The organism is Enterococcus sp. JNUCC 77 (genome assembly GCF_054819945.1).
Genome location: NZ_JBTHIG010000001.1, coordinates 1762784 through 1780198, shown reverse-complemented (window position 1 = coordinate 1780198; position 17415 = coordinate 1762784). Strand labels below are relative to the sequence as shown.

The 17415-nt window shown below is 36.4% G+C and carries 18 protein-coding genes; 17 read left to right on the top strand and 1 reads right to left on the bottom strand.

The window, feature by feature from the left end:
- The first annotated feature begins 73 nt into the window (after positions 1-73).
- From folD to recN, 7 genes are read left to right on the top strand one after another with little or no spacing between them, the layout of a single operon-like run.
- The gene (gene folD, locus ACVWNY_RS08730) at positions 74-928 is read left to right on the top strand and encodes a bifunctional methylenetetrahydrofolate dehydrogenase/methenyltetrahydrofolate cyclohydrolase FolD (protein ID WP_218324870.1); all 855 of its coding nucleotides are present in this window, start codon (positions 74-76) and stop codon (positions 926-928) included.
- Positions 929-2263, top strand: coding sequence for an exodeoxyribonuclease VII large subunit (gene xseA, locus ACVWNY_RS08725; RefSeq protein WP_454071242.1), 1335 nt, complete (start codon positions 929-931; stop codon positions 2261-2263).
- Entirely contained in the window at positions 2263-2499 is a 237-nt protein-coding gene (locus tag ACVWNY_RS08720; protein WP_218324872.1) for an exodeoxyribonuclease VII small subunit, read from the top strand. Before xseA ends, ACVWNY_RS08720 begins: the two co-directional genes overlap by 1 nt.
- The gene (locus ACVWNY_RS08715) at positions 2500-3387 is read left to right on the top strand and encodes a polyprenyl synthetase family protein (RefSeq protein ID WP_454071241.1); all 888 of its coding nucleotides are present in this window, start codon (positions 2500-2502) and stop codon (positions 3385-3387) included.
- On the top strand, positions 3388-4200 hold the full coding sequence (locus tag ACVWNY_RS08710) for a TlyA family RNA methyltransferase (RefSeq protein WP_454071240.1): 813 nt from the start codon (positions 3388-3390) through the stop codon (positions 4198-4200).
- 10 nt (positions 4201-4210) lie between these two features.
- Entirely contained in the window at positions 4211-4669 is a 459-nt protein-coding gene (locus tag ACVWNY_RS08705) for an arginine repressor (RefSeq protein ID WP_218324875.1), read from the top strand.
- An 8-nt stretch (positions 4670-4677) separates the two neighbouring features.
- A complete protein-coding gene (gene recN / locus ACVWNY_RS08700; RefSeq protein ID WP_454071239.1) occupies positions 4678-6348 on the top strand; it encodes a DNA repair protein RecN in 1671 nt (556 codons plus the stop codon).
- 42 nt (positions 6349-6390) lie between these two features.
- Here the strand turns inward: recN and ACVWNY_RS08695 are convergent, their stop codons facing one another.
- Positions 6391-6510: a DUF4044 domain-containing protein gene (locus tag ACVWNY_RS08695; RefSeq protein ID WP_218324877.1), complete on the bottom strand. Its 120-nt coding sequence runs from the start codon at positions 6508-6510 to the stop codon at positions 6391-6393.
- A 224-nt stretch (positions 6511-6734) separates the two neighbouring features.
- Between ACVWNY_RS08695 and ACVWNY_RS08690 the strand changes: the two genes are divergently transcribed.
- From ACVWNY_RS08690 to ftsA, 10 genes are all read left to right on the top strand, one after another.
- The gene (locus ACVWNY_RS08690; protein WP_425514594.1) at positions 6735-7115 is read left to right on the top strand and encodes a DUF3397 domain-containing protein; all 381 of its coding nucleotides are present in this window, start codon (positions 6735-6737) and stop codon (positions 7113-7115) included.
- Positions 7116-7277: 162 nt separating this feature from the next.
- Complete coding sequence (gene mraZ / locus ACVWNY_RS08685; RefSeq protein ID WP_218324879.1) at positions 7278-7709, top strand: division/cell wall cluster transcriptional repressor MraZ; 432 nt, start codon at positions 7278-7280, stop codon at positions 7707-7709.
- Positions 7710-7724: 15 nt separating this feature from the next.
- Positions 7725-8678, top strand: a complete 954-nt coding sequence (gene rsmH, locus ACVWNY_RS08680; protein ID WP_454071238.1) for a 16S rRNA (cytosine(1402)-N(4))-methyltransferase RsmH — start codon at positions 7725-7727, stop codon at positions 8676-8678.
- Between the two features lie 6 nt (positions 8679-8684).
- Entirely contained in the window at positions 8685-9059 is a 375-nt protein-coding gene (gene ftsL, locus ACVWNY_RS08675; protein WP_218324881.1) for a cell division protein FtsL, read from the top strand.
- The gene (locus ACVWNY_RS08670; RefSeq protein WP_218324882.1) at positions 9060-11258 is read left to right on the top strand and encodes a penicillin-binding protein; all 2199 of its coding nucleotides are present in this window, start codon (positions 9060-9062) and stop codon (positions 11256-11258) included. It abuts the gene before it with no gap.
- 16 nt (positions 11259-11274) lie between these two features.
- Positions 11275-12240 carry a phospho-N-acetylmuramoyl-pentapeptide-transferase gene (gene mraY / locus ACVWNY_RS08665; protein ID WP_218324883.1) on the top strand — a complete coding sequence of 322 codons (966 nt, stop codon included), beginning with the start codon at positions 11275-11277 and terminating at the stop codon, positions 12238-12240.
- Positions 12241-12252: 12 nt separating this feature from the next.
- Positions 12253-13617, top strand: a complete 1365-nt coding sequence (murD, locus tag ACVWNY_RS08660) for a UDP-N-acetylmuramoyl-L-alanine--D-glutamate ligase (RefSeq protein WP_218324884.1) — start codon at positions 12253-12255, stop codon at positions 13615-13617.
- Between the two features lie 8 nt (positions 13618-13625).
- A complete protein-coding gene (gene murG, locus ACVWNY_RS08655) occupies positions 13626-14717 on the top strand; it encodes an undecaprenyldiphospho-muramoylpentapeptide beta-N-acetylglucosaminyltransferase (protein ID WP_218324885.1) in 1092 nt (363 codons plus the stop codon).
- Between the two features lie 3 nt (positions 14718-14720).
- On the top strand, positions 14721-15920 hold the full coding sequence (locus tag ACVWNY_RS08650; protein ID WP_454071237.1) for a cell division protein FtsQ/DivIB: 1200 nt from the start codon (positions 14721-14723) through the stop codon (positions 15918-15920).
- Between the two features lie 154 nt (positions 15921-16074).
- Entirely contained in the window at positions 16075-17409 is a 1335-nt protein-coding gene (gene ftsA / locus ACVWNY_RS08645) for a cell division protein FtsA (protein WP_218324886.1), read from the top strand.
- The last annotated feature ends 6 nt before the right edge of the window (positions 17410-17415 follow it).

Sequence of the window (17415 nt, the reverse complement as noted above, 5' to 3'; positions counted from 1 at the left end):
TACTGGAGCTGAGATGAGTCTTTTTTAAGAATTTATCTGAGCTCCATTGCTATAATTATGAGGAAGTGAAGGTATGTCAGTGTTAATTAACGGGAAAGAATTAGCAGATAAATTACAAGAACAAACAAAAAGAGAAGTACGTGAGCTGGAAAAACAAAAAATACGTCCAGGATTGGTTGTTTTAATTGTAGGGGACAATCCAGCAAGTCAAATTTACGTAAAAAATAAATCATTGGCAGCCGAACGAATTGGGATTTATTCAAAAGAGCAGCATTATTCAGCTGACATTACTGAAGATGAATTAATTAAAGAAATTCAAATTTTCAACCAAAACGATGATTTTCATGGGATTTTAGTTCAATTACCATTACCTGAGCATATTAATGCAGATCGAGTGTTATTAGAAATTAATCCGATTAAAGATGTTGATGGTTTTCACCCAATGAATTTAGGTCGATTATTGGCTGGGGTACCCCATACAATTCCTTGTACGCCTTATGGCATAATGAAGATGTTTGAAGCCTATAATATTGATTTAACGGGTAAACGTGCGGTTATTTTAGGACGTAGTAATATTGTTGGTAAACCAATGGGTATTTTGATGTTAGCAAAAGATGCCACAGTCACTTATGCCCACTCTAAAACAGAAAATTTGATTGAAGTTTGCCGGGAGGCAGATATTTTAGTTGTAGCCATTGGGCAGGGACATTTTGTGACTAAGGAATTTATTAAACCGGGTGCGGTTGTAATTGATGTAGGCATGAATCGAAATGAGTCTGGGAAATTGATTGGTGATGTAAAATTTGACGAAGTGGAACCTTTGACAAGTTATATTACTCCTGTTCCACGAGGGGTTGGTCCAATGACAATAACGATGCTGATGCAGCAAACAGTTGAAGCTTGTCGTCGTCAGAAATTTGGTGAGTAAATGGCACAAGAATATCTAACAGTAACTGCTTTAACAAAATATATTAAACGTAAATTTGATGCTGATCCTTATTTAGAACGGGTTTATTTAACTGGGGAAATTTCCAATTTTAGAAATCGTCCCAACAGCCATCAATATTTCAGTTTGAAAGATGATCGGGCTAAGATCTCAGCTATGATGTTTAAAGGCGCTTTTCAAAAATTGAAATTTGCCCCTAAAGAAGGAATGAAGGTTTTAGTCGTTGGACGGATTGCTTTATATGAAGCAAGTGGGGCTTATCAAATCTATGTTGAACACATGGAACCAGATGGTGTGGGTGCACTATATCAAGCATTAGCAGAACTGCGAGAAAAATTAAGCAAGGAAGGCTTATTTAATTTGCCCAAAAAAACCTTGCCGCGTTTTCCTAAAAAAATTGCAGTTCTGACAAGTCCTAGTGGGGCAGTGATCCGGGATATTATTACGACTGTCAAACGACGTTATCCGATAGCACAGTTAATTTTGCTGCCAACTGTTGTACAAGGTGATCGAGCAGCTGCCGATATTGTTAAAAATATTCAGCGGGCTGAGCAGCTTGACGTGGATACCATGATTATTGGACGTGGTGGCGGATCGATTGAGGATTTGTGGCCATTTAATGAAGAAATAGTTGCTCGAGCAATTGCAGCAAGCCCTATTCCGATTATTTCGTCAGTTGGTCATGAAACTGATACAACTATTGCCGACTTAGTAGCAGATGTTCGTGCGGCTACACCAACAGCAGCTGCTGAATTAGCAGTGCCTGTTTTAAATGAAGAGGTCTTAAAAATCAAAGATAAGCAAACTCGTTTGGAACAAGCTTTTTTAAATCAGTTAGCACGCAAGAAAGAACGTTATGATCGGTTGATGGATTCTTATATATTCCGGCAGCCAAATCGCTTATATGAAAATCAAAGCATTCAGTTAGATCGGTTAAATCAAAGCTTAAAACAGAATATGCGTAATCTTTTAAATACTTCAGAAAAGGCCTGGTTGGAGCTACATAATCAATTAGAGAAAAATACGCCTATTAATCGCGTCAATCAAAATCAGCAAAACTTGCGCTTTTTGCAACAACGTTTAAATCAATCATTTAGCCAACTGATGAATCAAAAAGAACAAGCGCTGAAAAATGCAATGGTTGCATTAGATTTACTCAGTCCTTTAAAAACAATGAGTCGTGGATTTACTTATACAACTAAGGAAAATCAATTCATTAAATCTGTCAGTCAATTAACACCTCAAGACCAAATAAAGATTCATTTTAGCGATGGAGAAGTGTTAGCAGAAATCAAGAAAATCAAGGAGGAAAAATAGTGGCGAAAGCAGCAGATAAAGAAGTCAGCTTTGAAGCATCATTAGCAGAACTAGAAACAATTGTAACAAAATTAGAGTCAGGTGACGTACCTTTAGAAGAGGCTCTAACAGTTTTTCAAAGAGGGATGGTTTTAAGTAAGCAGTGCCAAGATACCTTAACAAAAGCGGAAGAAACACTAACTAAAATGATGACCGAAAATGATCAACTGGTACCTTTTGAAGGTGAGGAACAATAAATGCTGACTGATTTTTCAGAAAAAAATCTCCCTCAAGTGGAAAAAGAGATGCTCGAATACATCGAAAAGAATACATTAAGCAATTCACTAAAAGAAAGTATGAGCTATTCTGTGACAGCAGGAGGAAAAAGACTACGTCCACTAATTGTTTTAGCAGTAGCTGATGCTTTCCAGCAAAAATTAACCACTCCTTTTTATCAAGTTGCGGCGAGTTTGGAAATGGTTCACACATATTCATTGATTCATGATGATCTGCCGGCGATGGATAATGATGATTTGCGTCGCGGTAAGCCGACCAATCATAAAATTTATGGAGAAGCATTGGCAATTTTAGCCGGCGATGGTTTACTAACTCTAGCTTTCCAATTGTTAAGTGAAGTCAATTTAGCATCAATGGAAAAATTATTATTGCTACAATTATTAACTAAGGCTAGTGGTACAAGCGGTATGGTATCTGGACAAGTGGGTGATACTGAAGCTGAAGGTAAAGTTGTTTCATTAGCAGAATTGCAACAAATTCATAGTGAAAAAACCGGAGCTCTTTTAACCTATGCCTTTATGGCTGGTGGCATTTTAGCACAGCAAACTCCAGAAGTGTTAGATATTTTACAAAGACTAGGAGAACATATTGGTTTAGCCTTTCAAATTCGAGATGATTTGTTAGATGTGATTGGAACGACTGAAGATTTAGGCAAGAATGTTCATCAAGATCAGAAACTGGCGAAAAGTACATATCCAAATCTTTTAGGCTTAAATGGTGCAAAAGAGGCTTTGAAAAATGAACTAAAAGCCGCTGAAAAAGTCATTCAAACATTAGCTAGTGAACCGAATTTTAATGGATCTGTTTTAAATGAAATTGTTGCTTTGTTGAAACTGGAGGAAGTCTAAATGAAAAAAGAACGAGTCGATGTTTTGGCTTTTAATCAAGGACTTTTTGAAACCCGTGAAAAAGCGAAACGAGGAGTAATGGCCGGTTTAGTTTACAATCAAAACAATGAACGCTTGGATAAAGCTGGAGAAAAAATTCCAGTGGATACTCTGCTACAACTTAAGGGGCAAAAGCTACCTTATGTTTCACGGGGTGGTTTAAAGCTAGAAAAAGCTTTAAAAGTTTTTGATCTTTCGATTGCTGAAAAAAACGTTTTGGATATTGGCGCTTCAACTGGTGGATTTACTGATGTTGCCTTACAAAATGGGGCAACAATGAGTTATGCACTAGACGTAGGTTATAATCAGCTGGCTTGGAAAATTCGCCAAGATGAACGAGTTGAAGTGATGGAACGAGTCAATTTTCGTTATTCAAAACCAGCTGACTTTACCAAGGGACAACCAGATTTTGCAACGATTGATGTCTCATTTATTTCGTTAAAATTAATTTTACCGCCTCTTCATGAAATTATAAAAAAAGGCGGAGACGTCGTCGCATTAATTAAGCCACAGTTTGAAGCTGGAAGAGACGCAGTTGGTAAAAAAGGGATTATTAAAGATCCGAAAACTCATCTACAAGTCGTTGAAGAAATTACCAATTTTGCATTAAATGCAGGTTATGATTTAGCTGGTTTAACGTATTCACCGATTACTGGTGGAGAAGGCAATATCGAATTTTTAGCGCATTTAGTTGCAAGTGAGACAACTGGTGAGATTGCAGCAGGAATTGACTTAACTGCAGTAGTAAATGATGCGCACCAACAATTGGATTAGAGGTGAAAAAATGCGAAAAAAAGACCGCCATCAAATGATTACACAGTTATTAAATGATCACGACATCAAAAAACAAGAAGACTTTGTTGCTTTGTTAAATCAAAAAGGTGTTGAGGTGACGCAAGCAACCATTTCACGTGATATTAAAGAAATGAAATTAGTAAAAGTTCCTGCGCAAAATGGTGGATATCGTTATAGTATGCCACGAAAAGCCGATGAAAATATTAACGAAAAATTGTCAGACTTATTAAAAGAGGCGATCATTCAGGTTGATCAAATGGAAAAATTTGTTCATTTAAAAACCTACCCGGGAAACGCTTCAGCAGTAGCTAATTTATTGGAACGTCAATTCAGCAATGAGTTATTTGCTATTTTAGATGATGATGATAGTGTTTTGATGATTATGCGTACCGAGGCGTATGCCAATAAAATTCAGCAGGATATCACTATTCGCATTCAAAGAAATTAGGTGAAAAAATGTTACAAGAATTAACAATTGAAAATTTTGCCATCATTTCTAAACTTCACTTACCATTTTCAAAAGGAATGACCGCTTTAACTGGAGAAACTGGAGCCGGGAAATCCATTATTATTGATGCGGTAAGTTTATTGGCTGGCGCACGTTCTTCGATTGAGTTTATTCGTCAAGGTGCTGAGAAATGCCTGTTGGAAGGACTATTTGATGTGCCTGAGCAACCAGAGTTTATAAGTGTGGTTGATGAGTTGGGCATTGAAGTTTCAGACAATCAGTTAATTATTCAACGTGATTTGAATATTTCTGGAAAAAGTGTCTGTCGGGTAAATGGCCGAATTGTTACTTTAGCTAATTTACGTCGGATTGGCCACTTTTTAGTGGATATCCAAGGGCAAAATGATCACCAAGAATTGATGAATCCAGAAGCCCATCTGAAATTGCTAGATGGTTTTGGTTTGGAAAAATTTCAAAGTAAAAAAAGAACCTATGAAGAAAAATATCAAGCGTATAAAACTTTAGCCAACCAAGTTAATAAATACAAAAAAAATGAGCAATCCTTTGCTCAGAGAATTGACATGTTAACCTTTCAACAAGAAGAAATTGGGCAAGCAGAATTAACGGTCGGAGAAGAAGAACGATTAGTTGAAGAGCGAGATAAATTGATAAACTACCAAAAAATTGTTGATAGTTTAAAAAATGGTTATCAAACATTATCAAATGAAGATTTTTCTGCAATTGATGCTGTTGGTGCAGCTAGTTCTGAAATTTTGAGTATTGCAAATTTGGATAGGGAATTCCAAACAATATCGGATAATATGCATTCGGCTTTATATTTATTGCAAGAAGCAGCTAGTGAAATTGGTCGGCAATTAGATAGTTTAGAATTGGATGAAGAACGTTTGGAGTTAGTCAATGAGCGTTTGGAATTAATCCATCAATTAAAACGTAAATACGGAGAATCGATTGAAGATGTTTTAACTTACTACCAAAAAATTAGTCAAGAATTATTGGATTCAGATTTTTCAGGTAGTAAGTTAGAAGATTTAGAAAAAGAATTGGCTAAACAAGAACTGGCTTTATTAAAACAAGCAGAAGAGCTTAGTCAATTAAGAAAAAAAATGGCTGAACAATTGGAAACGGAGATTCAACAGGAATTACAGCAATTGTATATGGAAAATGCTCGATTTAGTGTAGTTTTCTCAACCATCGATTTTCAACAAACTGGTATTGATGCCGTTGAGTTTTACATTACAACTAATTTAGGAGAACCATTAAAGCCTTTAGTAAAAGTTGCATCTGGTGGGGAAATTTCTCGAATTATGTTAGCTTTAAAAACGATCTTCTCAAAAACGCAAGGCTTAACTAGTATTGTATTTGATGAAGTTGATACCGGCGTTTCTGGACGAGTAGGACAAGCTATCGCCGATAAAATTTATCAAATTGGAGAAAATTCGCAAGTACTCTGTATTACTCATCTACCACAAGTGGCTGCACGTGCGGATCAACAATTATTTATTGTAAAAGAAGTTTCTGATGGTCGGACCATTACAAAAGTCGGAGAATTAACAGAGTCTGAAAGAATTGATGAGATTGCTCGAATGTTAGCTGGAACGGAGATTACTGAGTTAGCTTTAGAACATGCGAGAGAATTGTTACAATTAGCAAAAAAATAAAAAAATGGACTGAAAGTCTCTGGAGATTTTCAGTCCATTTTTTTAATTCATTACACTAATTAAACTTCCTAAAACAAGTGAGCCGATCGTGAAGATCAACATCGTCCACACGACAATCTTTGTCACTTTAGAAAATGTACTGGTGGGTTTCTTTGCGTTCACCGTTGTCACCATCCTTATAGTATCTCAACAACATCATACTTGATTATTTTTCAAGATGCAATCGCTCATTTTTGAATAAAACGAATAATAAGAAAATTTTATCCTTTTCAAAGCAAAAAAGGTTTGTTAAATGTTCTTTAAACTAGTATATTTTTATAGAGATGAAACAAATTTGTAATAATTTTAAAGTATAGTGTCAAAGGATGATACTTTTTATAGAAAGGATGTCGTTTGTGAATTCATTTTCACCTATGCTACTTTTGTGGTATATTTTTCCAGTTATTGTTTTTTTTGCTTCAAATTATCTTTATACGACGTTACATTTAAGGGATCGTTTTAATATAAGAATTCCAGATATTACTGTTCCTTTTTTAATTATTGGGATGCACGAAATATCTAAACTGACTTATGGATTATCGATCTTACCATATATTTTATTAACGATTTTATGTATAGGTATTGCGGTGGTGATTTTTCAAGCAATTCGCTATCGAGAAATTTTGTATCGTCGCTTTTTTAAAATGTTTTGGCGCTTAGCATTTTTGGTTTCTTTTTTGATGTATTTTGTGGTGATTATCGCCAGTATCGTTAGTTTTTTTATCTAAAAAGTTTTTAAGAAAACTTTTTATTTTAACTGTTTTTACCTTAACACCAGTTTGGTTAGAAAAGATCAGACAAGTAGAAGTTGATATTTTAGAAAATGTGGTAGATTGTGGGGGATTGTGGTAGACTAAATTCAGATAGTGAGAGATAGAGGAGGAATCCTGATGTTTATGGGGGAATTCCAACACAATATAGATGCTAAAGGACGATTAATTGTCCCTTCAAAACTTCGTGAGCAACTGGGAGAAAAGTTTGTTGTGACTCGGGGAATGGACGGATGTTTATTTGGCTATCCTCTGGCTGAGTGGTCTCAATTAGAAGAAAAACTATCTTCTATGCCGTTATCTAAAAAAGATACACGCTCATTTGTTCGGTTTTTTTATTCCGCTGCTACCGAGTGTGAAATCGATAAACAAGGTCGGATAAATATTCCTACCACTTTAAGAGATCATGCAGAACTTGTAAAAGCCTGTGTGGTTATTGGTGTCGCTAACCGAATAGAAATTTGGAGCGAAGAGAAATGGCGGGAATTTACCGCTGAAACTGAAGAAAATTTTGATGAAATAGCCGAAACAATGATTGATTTTGGTTTTTAGAAAAGAGGCGCGACCATGACAGAATTTCAACATACGACTGTTTTACTACATGAAACAGTGGATGGTTTGGAAATTAAACCAGATGGTATATATGTTGATTGTACTTTGGGAGGCGCTGGACATAGCGAGTACTTGCTAGGCCAACTAGGTCATCAAGGACATTTATACGCTTTTGACCAAGACCAAATTGCAATTGACCATGCAAAGGGTTATTTAGCAAAATACGTTGAGAAAAATCAAGTAACATTTATTAAAGCAAACTTTCGAAATATAATGGAAGAATTAAATAATATCGGTATTATGAAAGTTGACGGCATCTTATATGATTTAGGTGTTTCGTCTCCACAATTAGATGAAGCAGTACGTGGTTTCAGCTATCATCAAGATGCACCTTTGGACATGCGGATGGATCAATCTGCTAGCTTTAGTGCTTATAATGTTGTGAATGAATATTCTTTTCAAGAATTAACAAAAATCTTCTATCGTTACGGGGAAGAAAAATTTTCAAAACAAATTGCTCGATTGATAGAAAAAAAACGAGCGGACGCACCGATTGAAACAACCGGTGAATTAGTTGAGATTATTAAAGAAGCTATTCCAGCGCCAGCTAGAAGAAAAGGCGGTCACCCAGCAAAAAGAGTCTTCCAAGCGATTCGCATTGCAGTGAACGACGAACTAGGGGCTATTGAAGACTCTTTAGAGCAAGCAGTTCAATTAATTAAGGTCGGTGGAAGAGTGAGTGTCATTACTTTTCACTCATTAGAAGATCGAATTGTAAAATCCATCTTCAAAGAATACAGTTCACCTAAAGACTTGCCACCTGGATTGCCAATTGTACCAGATGAATTTCAACCGATATTAAAACTAGTAAATAAAAAACCAATCATCGCATCTGATGAAGAATTAACTGATAATAATCGTGCCAGAAGTGCGAAATTACGGATTGCGGAGAGAATGAGGGAAGGATAAAAGAGGATGGCTGAACCAAAAAAAGCTGAACAACCATTGATTGATAATCTCGAACAAACCAATCAAACACCAGATTCTTTTAAGGTCTTTGTCTCCCCTCTTGATCGTTTAAAAAGAACTAGCCGTTTTGAAAAAATAGCGGCAGTAGGTTTAATTACTTTATTAATCGTTCTTTCTATTGTAATGGTCAATTTAAGAAATGATATCAGCAAGATTCAAAATGATATTACTGAAACGCAAACAGAAATTGACAGCAAACAAAAAACTGCAAACCAATTGGAACAAGAAAAAAATGAACTCTCAAAATCTGATCGTTTAAAGAAAGCTGCTGAAGATGCAGGTTTAACTATTAATGACGATAATTTAAGGAAAGTGAAATAAATGAGCTTTAAACAATTAAAGCGCAAGATCCGCAAAAAGAATTTAACGCCAATGAACAACCGCAAGAAAGTAGGCATTATCTTATTTGCTACGAGTATTGTGTTGTTCTTTTTATTTGCCGTGCGATTGATCTATGTCGTGGCTGGTGGACATGTTGCTGGGACTTCGCTTGAAGAAAAAACCAACGAATTATATAACGGTGAAGAAACTGTGAAAGCAAAACGAGGAACGATTTATGACCGAAATGGTGTGGCGATTGCAGAAGATGCCACATCTTATTCTGTTTATGCGGTTCTTTCTGAAAGCTATGTTTCTAACAATAAAAAGCTTTACGCTCAAGAAAAGAATTTTAACAAATTAGCAACTATCTTACATAATAACTTGGACATAAAAAAGAAAACGGCTGTGGATACACTAGAAAGTGGAATGAACAGTGATGGTTCCAGCAAGTATTACCAAGTTGAATTTGGTTCTAAAGGAAAAAATATTTCAGAAGAACAGAAACAAAATATTGAAGATGCAATGAAAAAAGCTAAAGTCAAAGGCTTGTACTTTTCTGAACATACAGATCGGATGTATCCTAATGGTTCTTTTGCCTCTTATTTTGTTGGCTATGCTTCAACGAATAAAAATGAAAAACTGGTTGGACGTATGGGATTAGAATCTGCTTATAACGATGTCTTAAGTGGAACTGATGGAAAAATCGTCTACGAAAAAGACAGTGCTCAAAGAGCAATTCCTGGTACAGTGGCTGATAAAAAAGAAGCAATTAATGGAGAAGATATTTATACGACGCTGGATGCTGGTTTACAAAGCTATTTAGAAACTTTAATGGATAAAGTCGATAGTGAAACGAATCCGTCTGAAATGTCAGCGATGTTGATGCAAGCAAAAACGGGAGATATCCTGGCGATGTCACAACGACCAACTTTCAATCCAGAAACAAAAGAAGGCTTAGATGACGAAGGAGCATGGCGAAACTTTTTAGTTCAAGATAATTTTGAACCAGGTTCTACCATGAAAATCTTTACTACGGCTGCAGCAGTCAACGAAGGGATTTTTGATCCTGATGAAACCTACACTTCAGGAAAGATTACTATTGGAGATACAACCATCAATGATCACGATTTTGGTGCCAAAGGTGTTTTAACTATGAGACAAGCTTTGTCTTGGTCAAGTAATGTCGGAATGGTTATGCAAGAGCAACGATTAGGAAGTACTTGGATTGATTATCTGAAACAATTTGGCTTTGGTCGTAGTACCTATTCAGGTTTACCAGGTGAAGTCTCAGGCTCTTTACCAACAAGTAATGTGGTCGATCGTGCCATGAGCTCATATGGACAAGCGATTGGCGTAACGAACTTTCAAATGATGCGCGGTTTTACAGCCATTGCAAATGATGGTAAAATGTTACAGCCTCACTACATTTCAAAAGTAGTGAATCCAAATAACAATACAGAAGTAACAACTGAACCAGAAGTAGTTGGGGAACCAATTACTGCAGAAACTGCTCAAACTGTCAGAACATATATGCGAGATGTAATTGAGAGTGAAAATTATGGTTCAGCCTATGGACAATACGAAGTGGGCGATTATAATATTTCTGGTAAAACTGGTACAGCACAAATCGCTGGTAGCAATGGCTATTTAACAGGTACAACGAATTATATTTATTCTATTGCTTTAATGTTGCCTTCTGAGGACCCTGAATACATTTTATATTTAACTATTAAACAACCAGAAAGTTATCCAGCTGATACATTGGGTCAAATAGCAAATCCATTATTAACAAGAGCAATGGATTTCGAGTCAACTGAAAGTTCAGAAACAACTGATGAAAGTGGAAATGAAAGTTCAAAAATAGCGGTTAAAGATTATCGGAATGTTGATCGTGATACAGCTGCTAGTGATGTAAACAAAGCTGGCTTAACAGCAGTAGTGGTTGGAACAGGAGATACGATTAAAAAACAATCTGCTAAAGCTGGAACCAAAATGATGTCAAATGGGCGCTTAATTTTAGCGACGAATGGAAAATTAACCATGCCAGACATTCGTGGATGGTCCAAATCAGATGTGAATAAGCTAGCCAATATTTTAGATATTGATGTAACCTTCAATGGTGAAGGTACCGTAACCAAGCAAAACATTGATCCTTATGAAACAATTGGAAAGAAAAAATTAAGAGTTACTTTAGGATAAGACGGGAGAGAAAAGAATGGATGCCCCACGTTTGTTTATAGTTTTTGTCAGTAGTTTTGCGATTACTGTCGCATGGATGCCCTTGTTGATTGGATATTTTAGAATGAAAAAACAAGGTCAAGAAATCCGTGAAGAAGGCCCTAAATGGCACAATACTAAAGCTGGTACACCTACAATGGGTGGTTTAGGATTTCTGACAGCTGCAGTCATTACTGGCGTGTGGGTGGGGATTTGGCAGGGGATGTTTTCTTCAGCCAATCTCTTCATTCTGTTGTTTGTTTTGTTAGTCTATGGAATCATTGGATTTTTAGATGATTATCTTAAATTAGTTAGAAAACAAAATGAAGGATTAACATCTCGTCAAAAATTTATTGGTCAAGTTGTTGGTGCATTAGTTTTTTACATCGTATATTTGATGGAAGGCTATCCTAATGTATTAAACTTATTTGGGATACAAGTTCCATTAAGTTTATTCTATGGCTTGTTTGTCATTATTTGGCTAGTAGGTTTTTCTAATGCTGTGAATTTAACTGACGGTATCGATGGGCTTGTTTCAGGTCTAGGAACTATTTCCTTTGCTACGTATGCATTAATTGCATGGAAGCAACAGCAGTATGAAGTATTAGTGATGTGTTTAAGTGTGATTGGTGGATTGGTTGGTTTCTTTCCTTATAATAAAAAACCAGCAAAAATCTTTATGGGAGATGTTGGTTCACTAGCTTTAGGTGGGTTATTAGCGGCAATTTCCATTATGCTCCATCAAGAATGGACACTCTTATTCGTAGGAATCATCTATGTTTTTGAGACGGCTAGTGTAATGTTACAAGTGACCTCTTTTAAATTAACCGGGAAACGAATATTTAAAATGTCCCCTTTGCACCATCATTTTGAGATGAGTGGTTGGTCAGAATGGAAAATTGATACTATTTTTTGGATTATCCAATTCATTGCTGCCGCTATCGTATTAGCAATCGTATTGTAGGAGAGGATTAGCATGAAAGAAATTACCAACTATCAAAATCAAAAAGTATTGGTTTTAGGATTAGCTAAAAGTGGACTTAGTGCGGCCAAGTTGTTACATCACTTGGGCGCGCTTGTTACTGTAAATGATGGTAAGCCATTTGAAAGTAATCCGGCTGCGCAAGAATTATTGGAAAATGGCATTCGAGTAATTACAGGTAGCCACCCAATTGAACTGTTGGATGAAGATTTTGCGTTGATGGTCAAAAATCCAGGGATACCTTATAGTAATCCGTTAGTTGAAAAAGCCCAGAGTTTGAATATTCCGATTGTGACTGAAGTTGAATTGGCTTATCAAATTTCGGAGGCTCCAATTATTGGCGTTACTGGTACAAATGGTAAGACAACAACTACTACTATGATTGGTCTATTGTTAAATCAAGATCGAAATAAAGGTAAAGCTTATCTGGCAGGGAATATTGGTTTTCCGGCAAGTGAGGTAGCCCAAAAAGTAGTTGCAAACGATGATATGGTAGTGGAATTATCTAGTTTCCAATTAATGGGGACCCAAGAGTTTAAACCGCACATTGCTGTGATTACAAATATCTATGAAGCTCATTTGGATTATCACGGTACTCGTGAAGAGTACGTTGAAGCAAAATGGAAAATTCAACAGAATATGGGCAGTGAGGACTATCTAGTCATTAACTGGCATACTGAAGAGTTACGCCAGTTGGCTTCAACTACCCAAGCATCGGTTATTCCTTTTTCCGTTGAAGAAAAACTAGAAAATGGCGCTTATTTTGAGGATGGTAAACTATTCTTTTTAGATGAAGAAATTATGTCGGCTGATGAATTAGGTGTACCGGGCCTACACAATATTGAAAATGCTTTGGCTGCAATAGCAGTGGCAAAAATAAAAGGTGTATCAACGGTCAGCATCCAGCAAGCCTTAAGTCATTTTAATGGCGTTCCTCACCGCACGCAGTTTGTTGGGAATATTGCTGGTAGAAAATTTTATAATGATTCGAAAGCAACCAATATTTTAGCGACAGAGATGGCATTAAGTGGTTTTGAAAATCAAAAAGTTGTTTTACTTGCTGGTGGGCTAGATCGCGGTAATAGCTTTGATGAATTAGTTCCAGCATTAAGCAATTTAAAAGCAGTTGTATTATTTGGCGAAACCAAAGACAAAATAGCTGAAGCAGCTAAAAAAGCAAATGTTAAGACAATTATTTTGACGGATAATGTTGAGACTGCAGTTCCACTTGCTTTTGCTGAAAGTTCGGAAGATGATAATATTTTATTGTCACCAGCAAATGCTAGTTGGGACCAATACTCAAGTTTTGAAATTCGTGGCGATAAATTTATGCAGGCTGTCAAACAGTTAGAAAAGTAGGGAAATATATGAGAATACTTGTTACTGGCGGAGGAACTGGTGGTCATATTTATCCGGCCCTGGCCTTTATCAGATACGTTCAAAAGATCCAACCGAATTCTGAATTTTTATATGTCGGTACGCATCAAGGATTGGAAAATAAAATAGTCCCTGAGACAGGGATTTCCTTTAAAACAATTAAAATTCAGGGATTCAAGCGTAGCTTATCGAAGGAGAATTTTAAGACGATCCGTTTGTTTATTGAAAGTATCAAACGATCGAAGGAGATCATTCGCGATTTCCGACCGGACGTAGTAATCGGCACTGGCGGATACGTTTCAGGCTCAGTTGTTTATGCTGCAGCGAGGATGAAAATTCCAACAATTGTGCATGAACAAAATAGTGTACCTGGGATGACAAACAAATTTTTGAGTCGTTTTGCTGATAAAATTGGGATTAGTTTTCCCGACGCAGCCCAGTACTTCCCAAAAGATAAAACAGTCTTAGTGGGAAATCCCCGCGCTCAAGAAGTTGCAACTAGTGGAAAGTCAGAGGCTTTGTCACAGTATGGTTTAATTAGTGACCAACCGACGGTATTAGTATTTGGAGGTAGTCAAGGCGCCCTTAAAATTAATCAAGCAATGATTAGTGCTTTACCGCAATTCGCTACGAAAAATTATCAAGTATTGTATGCATCAGGTGACCGATATTTCGAAGAATTAAGTGAAAAATTTGATCTTAAAACTTTAAACAAGAATGTTTCTTTACAACCTTATATTAAGAACATGACAGATGTGATGGCGAATGTCGATTTGTTAGTGGGAAGAGCAGGTGCGACATCAATTGCTGAGTTTACAGCTTTGGGATTGCCAGCAATTTTAATTCCAAGTCCTTATGTTACAAACGATCATCAAACAAAGAATGCACAAAGTTTAGTGAACGTGGGCGCAGTGAAGATGATCACAGATTCTGAGTTAACTGGCGCCAGTTTATTAACATCAATTGATGAAATCATGGACAATCCAGAAATTAAGAAAAATATGGCAGCTGCCTCTCGAAAAGAAGGTATTCCCGATGCAGCCGAAAGACTATGGCGTTTGGTAAATGAAATCGTAAGATAGGAGGTGAGTATCATCAGTCGAAAGAAAAAAAATGAACAAGAAAATTCTACTGAAGAAGTGAACCCTGAGGAATCTGTGGAAGAAGAAATTAAGACACCCCAATATCCACCTCTGACTCCTTGGCAACAAGCCAATTTAGAATATCTAAAACAAAAAGCGATAGAAGATGGCGTTCCTTTCGTAGATCCTTATGCTATTAAAGAAGAGGAAAATACAGAAGAGGATGAGGCAACAACAGAAACAGAAAAGGATTCTAAAGATTTAGAAGCGGCTGATGATACAACAACTTCAACCGATGATGAACCAGAGGCCACTGATACAGAAATAGTAGACGAAGAACAAGAATCTGATAATGATCAAGATGTCGAAGAAGAAATCCTTGAAAAAGGTCCAGCTAATGGTTCATTTCTAGATCGTTTACCTAATCTTAAACAAATGCGACAGTCTAGATTATATCGTCGTTCTACTCTATTGATCACGATTTTTATGATACCAACTCTCTTTTTATTATATTATATTTCACCACTGAGTTCACTTTCAGGGATTAGTGTGACAGGAAATGAACACATTCCGTCTGAAAAAGTCTTAAGCGACATGAATTTTTCAGTCGGTCAAAATTTGTGGAACCAGTTTTTTAATCGAGATCAATACATAAAACGGTTAAAAAACAACGAAGAGCGAGTACAAAGTGCGAGCGTTTCTTTTAATGGTGTCAATCATTTTAAGGTTCAAGTAAAAGAATTTGAAGAGGTTGCTTACTTAGAAAGAGACAGTCAGTATTTTCCAATCATCAGCAATGGAAAAATTATCGATGATGCTAATGCAAGGGCAGCAGATACCCTCCCTATTTTGAAAAACTTTAAAAGTTCCAAAAGAATTTTAAAAGTGTTAAAACAATATGATGAATTAAACGCTGAGGTTCGAACAGGAATATCGCAAATTGATTACGCACCAAAAAAAGACAATAGTCAATTGTTAGAAATTTACATGAATGACGGCAATAAAGTCATGGTAAATATTCCTCAGATGCAAAATCGGATGCAATACTATCCTCAAATTGCCTCAGATATGGCTGAAGCAGGTATTACAGGAATTGTTGATATGGAAGCTGGGGTTTACGCTTATGCGCCATCAGAGTCCTCAGATGAAAATCCAACTGGAACAACAACGACTGAATCTGCAAATTCAATGGAAAATGAATAAAAATTTCATCAAAATGGTGGAATCTTCTTTTTCATTCCTCTAAAAGTATGTTAAAATTGGTGGCAGTGAATATATTTTCAAATTAGGCGTAGTTTGTCTAAATAAATACTCGAAATTAATAGATGAAAAAATTAAATAGGAGGGAATCCCATTCATGGCAAAAGCAGGAATGTATGTAGGCCTTGATATCGGGACGACATCTGTCAAAGTTGTTGTTGCCGAATACATCGACAGCCAAATGAATATCATTGGTGTAGGAAATGCAAAATCAGAGGGAATTAGTCGTGGAATCATTGTGGATATTGATAAAACAGTCCGCGCAATCCAACGAGCAGTAAAACAGGCCGAGGAAAAAGCCGGGATTCAAATTAAAAGTGTAAGTGTAGGATTACCTGCCAATCTTTTGGAAGTAGAACCTTGCCAAGGGATGATTGCTGTTAATAATGAATCTAAAGAAATCTCAGATGAAGATGTTAGAAATGTTGCGTCAGCTGCGATGGTTCGTTCAATTCCACCGGAAAGACAGATTGTTGCATTGTTACCGCAAGAATTCACAGTAGATGGTTTTGAAGGCATCAAAGATCCTCGAGGGATGATTGGTGTACGTCTGGAAATGTTTGGTTTAGTTTTCACTGGACCAAAAACGATTATTCATAATATAAAAAAATGTGTCGAAAAAGCTGGTTTAATTGTTGCTGAAACGGTTATCACTGCACTAGCTTTAACAGAATCTATTTTATCTGATGGTGAAAAAGATTTTGGTACAATTGTTATCGACATGGGCGGCGGTCAAACAACAACTGCTGTCATGCATGACAAACAACTTAAATATACCCATGTTGATCAAGAAGGTGGCGAATTTGTCACTAAGGATGTTTCTATTGTTTTAAATACATCCTTTAATAATGCCGAAGCATTAAAAATTAATTATGGTGATGCTTACCCAGGTCGCACATCTGAAGACGAAGAATTTCCAGTTGATGTGATTGGCAAAACAGAACCGATCAAAGTTGATGAACGTTACTTATCTGAAGTAATCGAAGCACGAGTGGAACAAATTTTCCGCAAAGCTAAAGATGCATTAGATGAGATTGAAGCATTAGAGTTACCTGGAGGAATTATTCTAACTGGTGGCGCTGCTAGTCTTCCTGGCATTGTCGATTTGGCTGAAGATATTTTTGGTACAAGTGTAAAATTACATGTACCTAATCAAATGGGCTTAAGAAATCCAGTCTTTACAAATGTAATTAGCATTGTAAATTATTCGGCTGAGTTAAATGATGTTTATCATTTAGCAAAACTAGCTGTGACAGGTGAAAGAGTAAATGTAGCACCCCAGCAAGTAACTACTGTTGCTGCTCAAGCACCGGTTTACGATGATTATGAAGTAGCTGATGAGTACCCAGAAGAACCAAAACAACCCAAAAAGAAAAACGATGAAAAAGTGACCGGGAAGATCAAAGATTTCTTCTCAAATATCTTTGATTAATTCGTA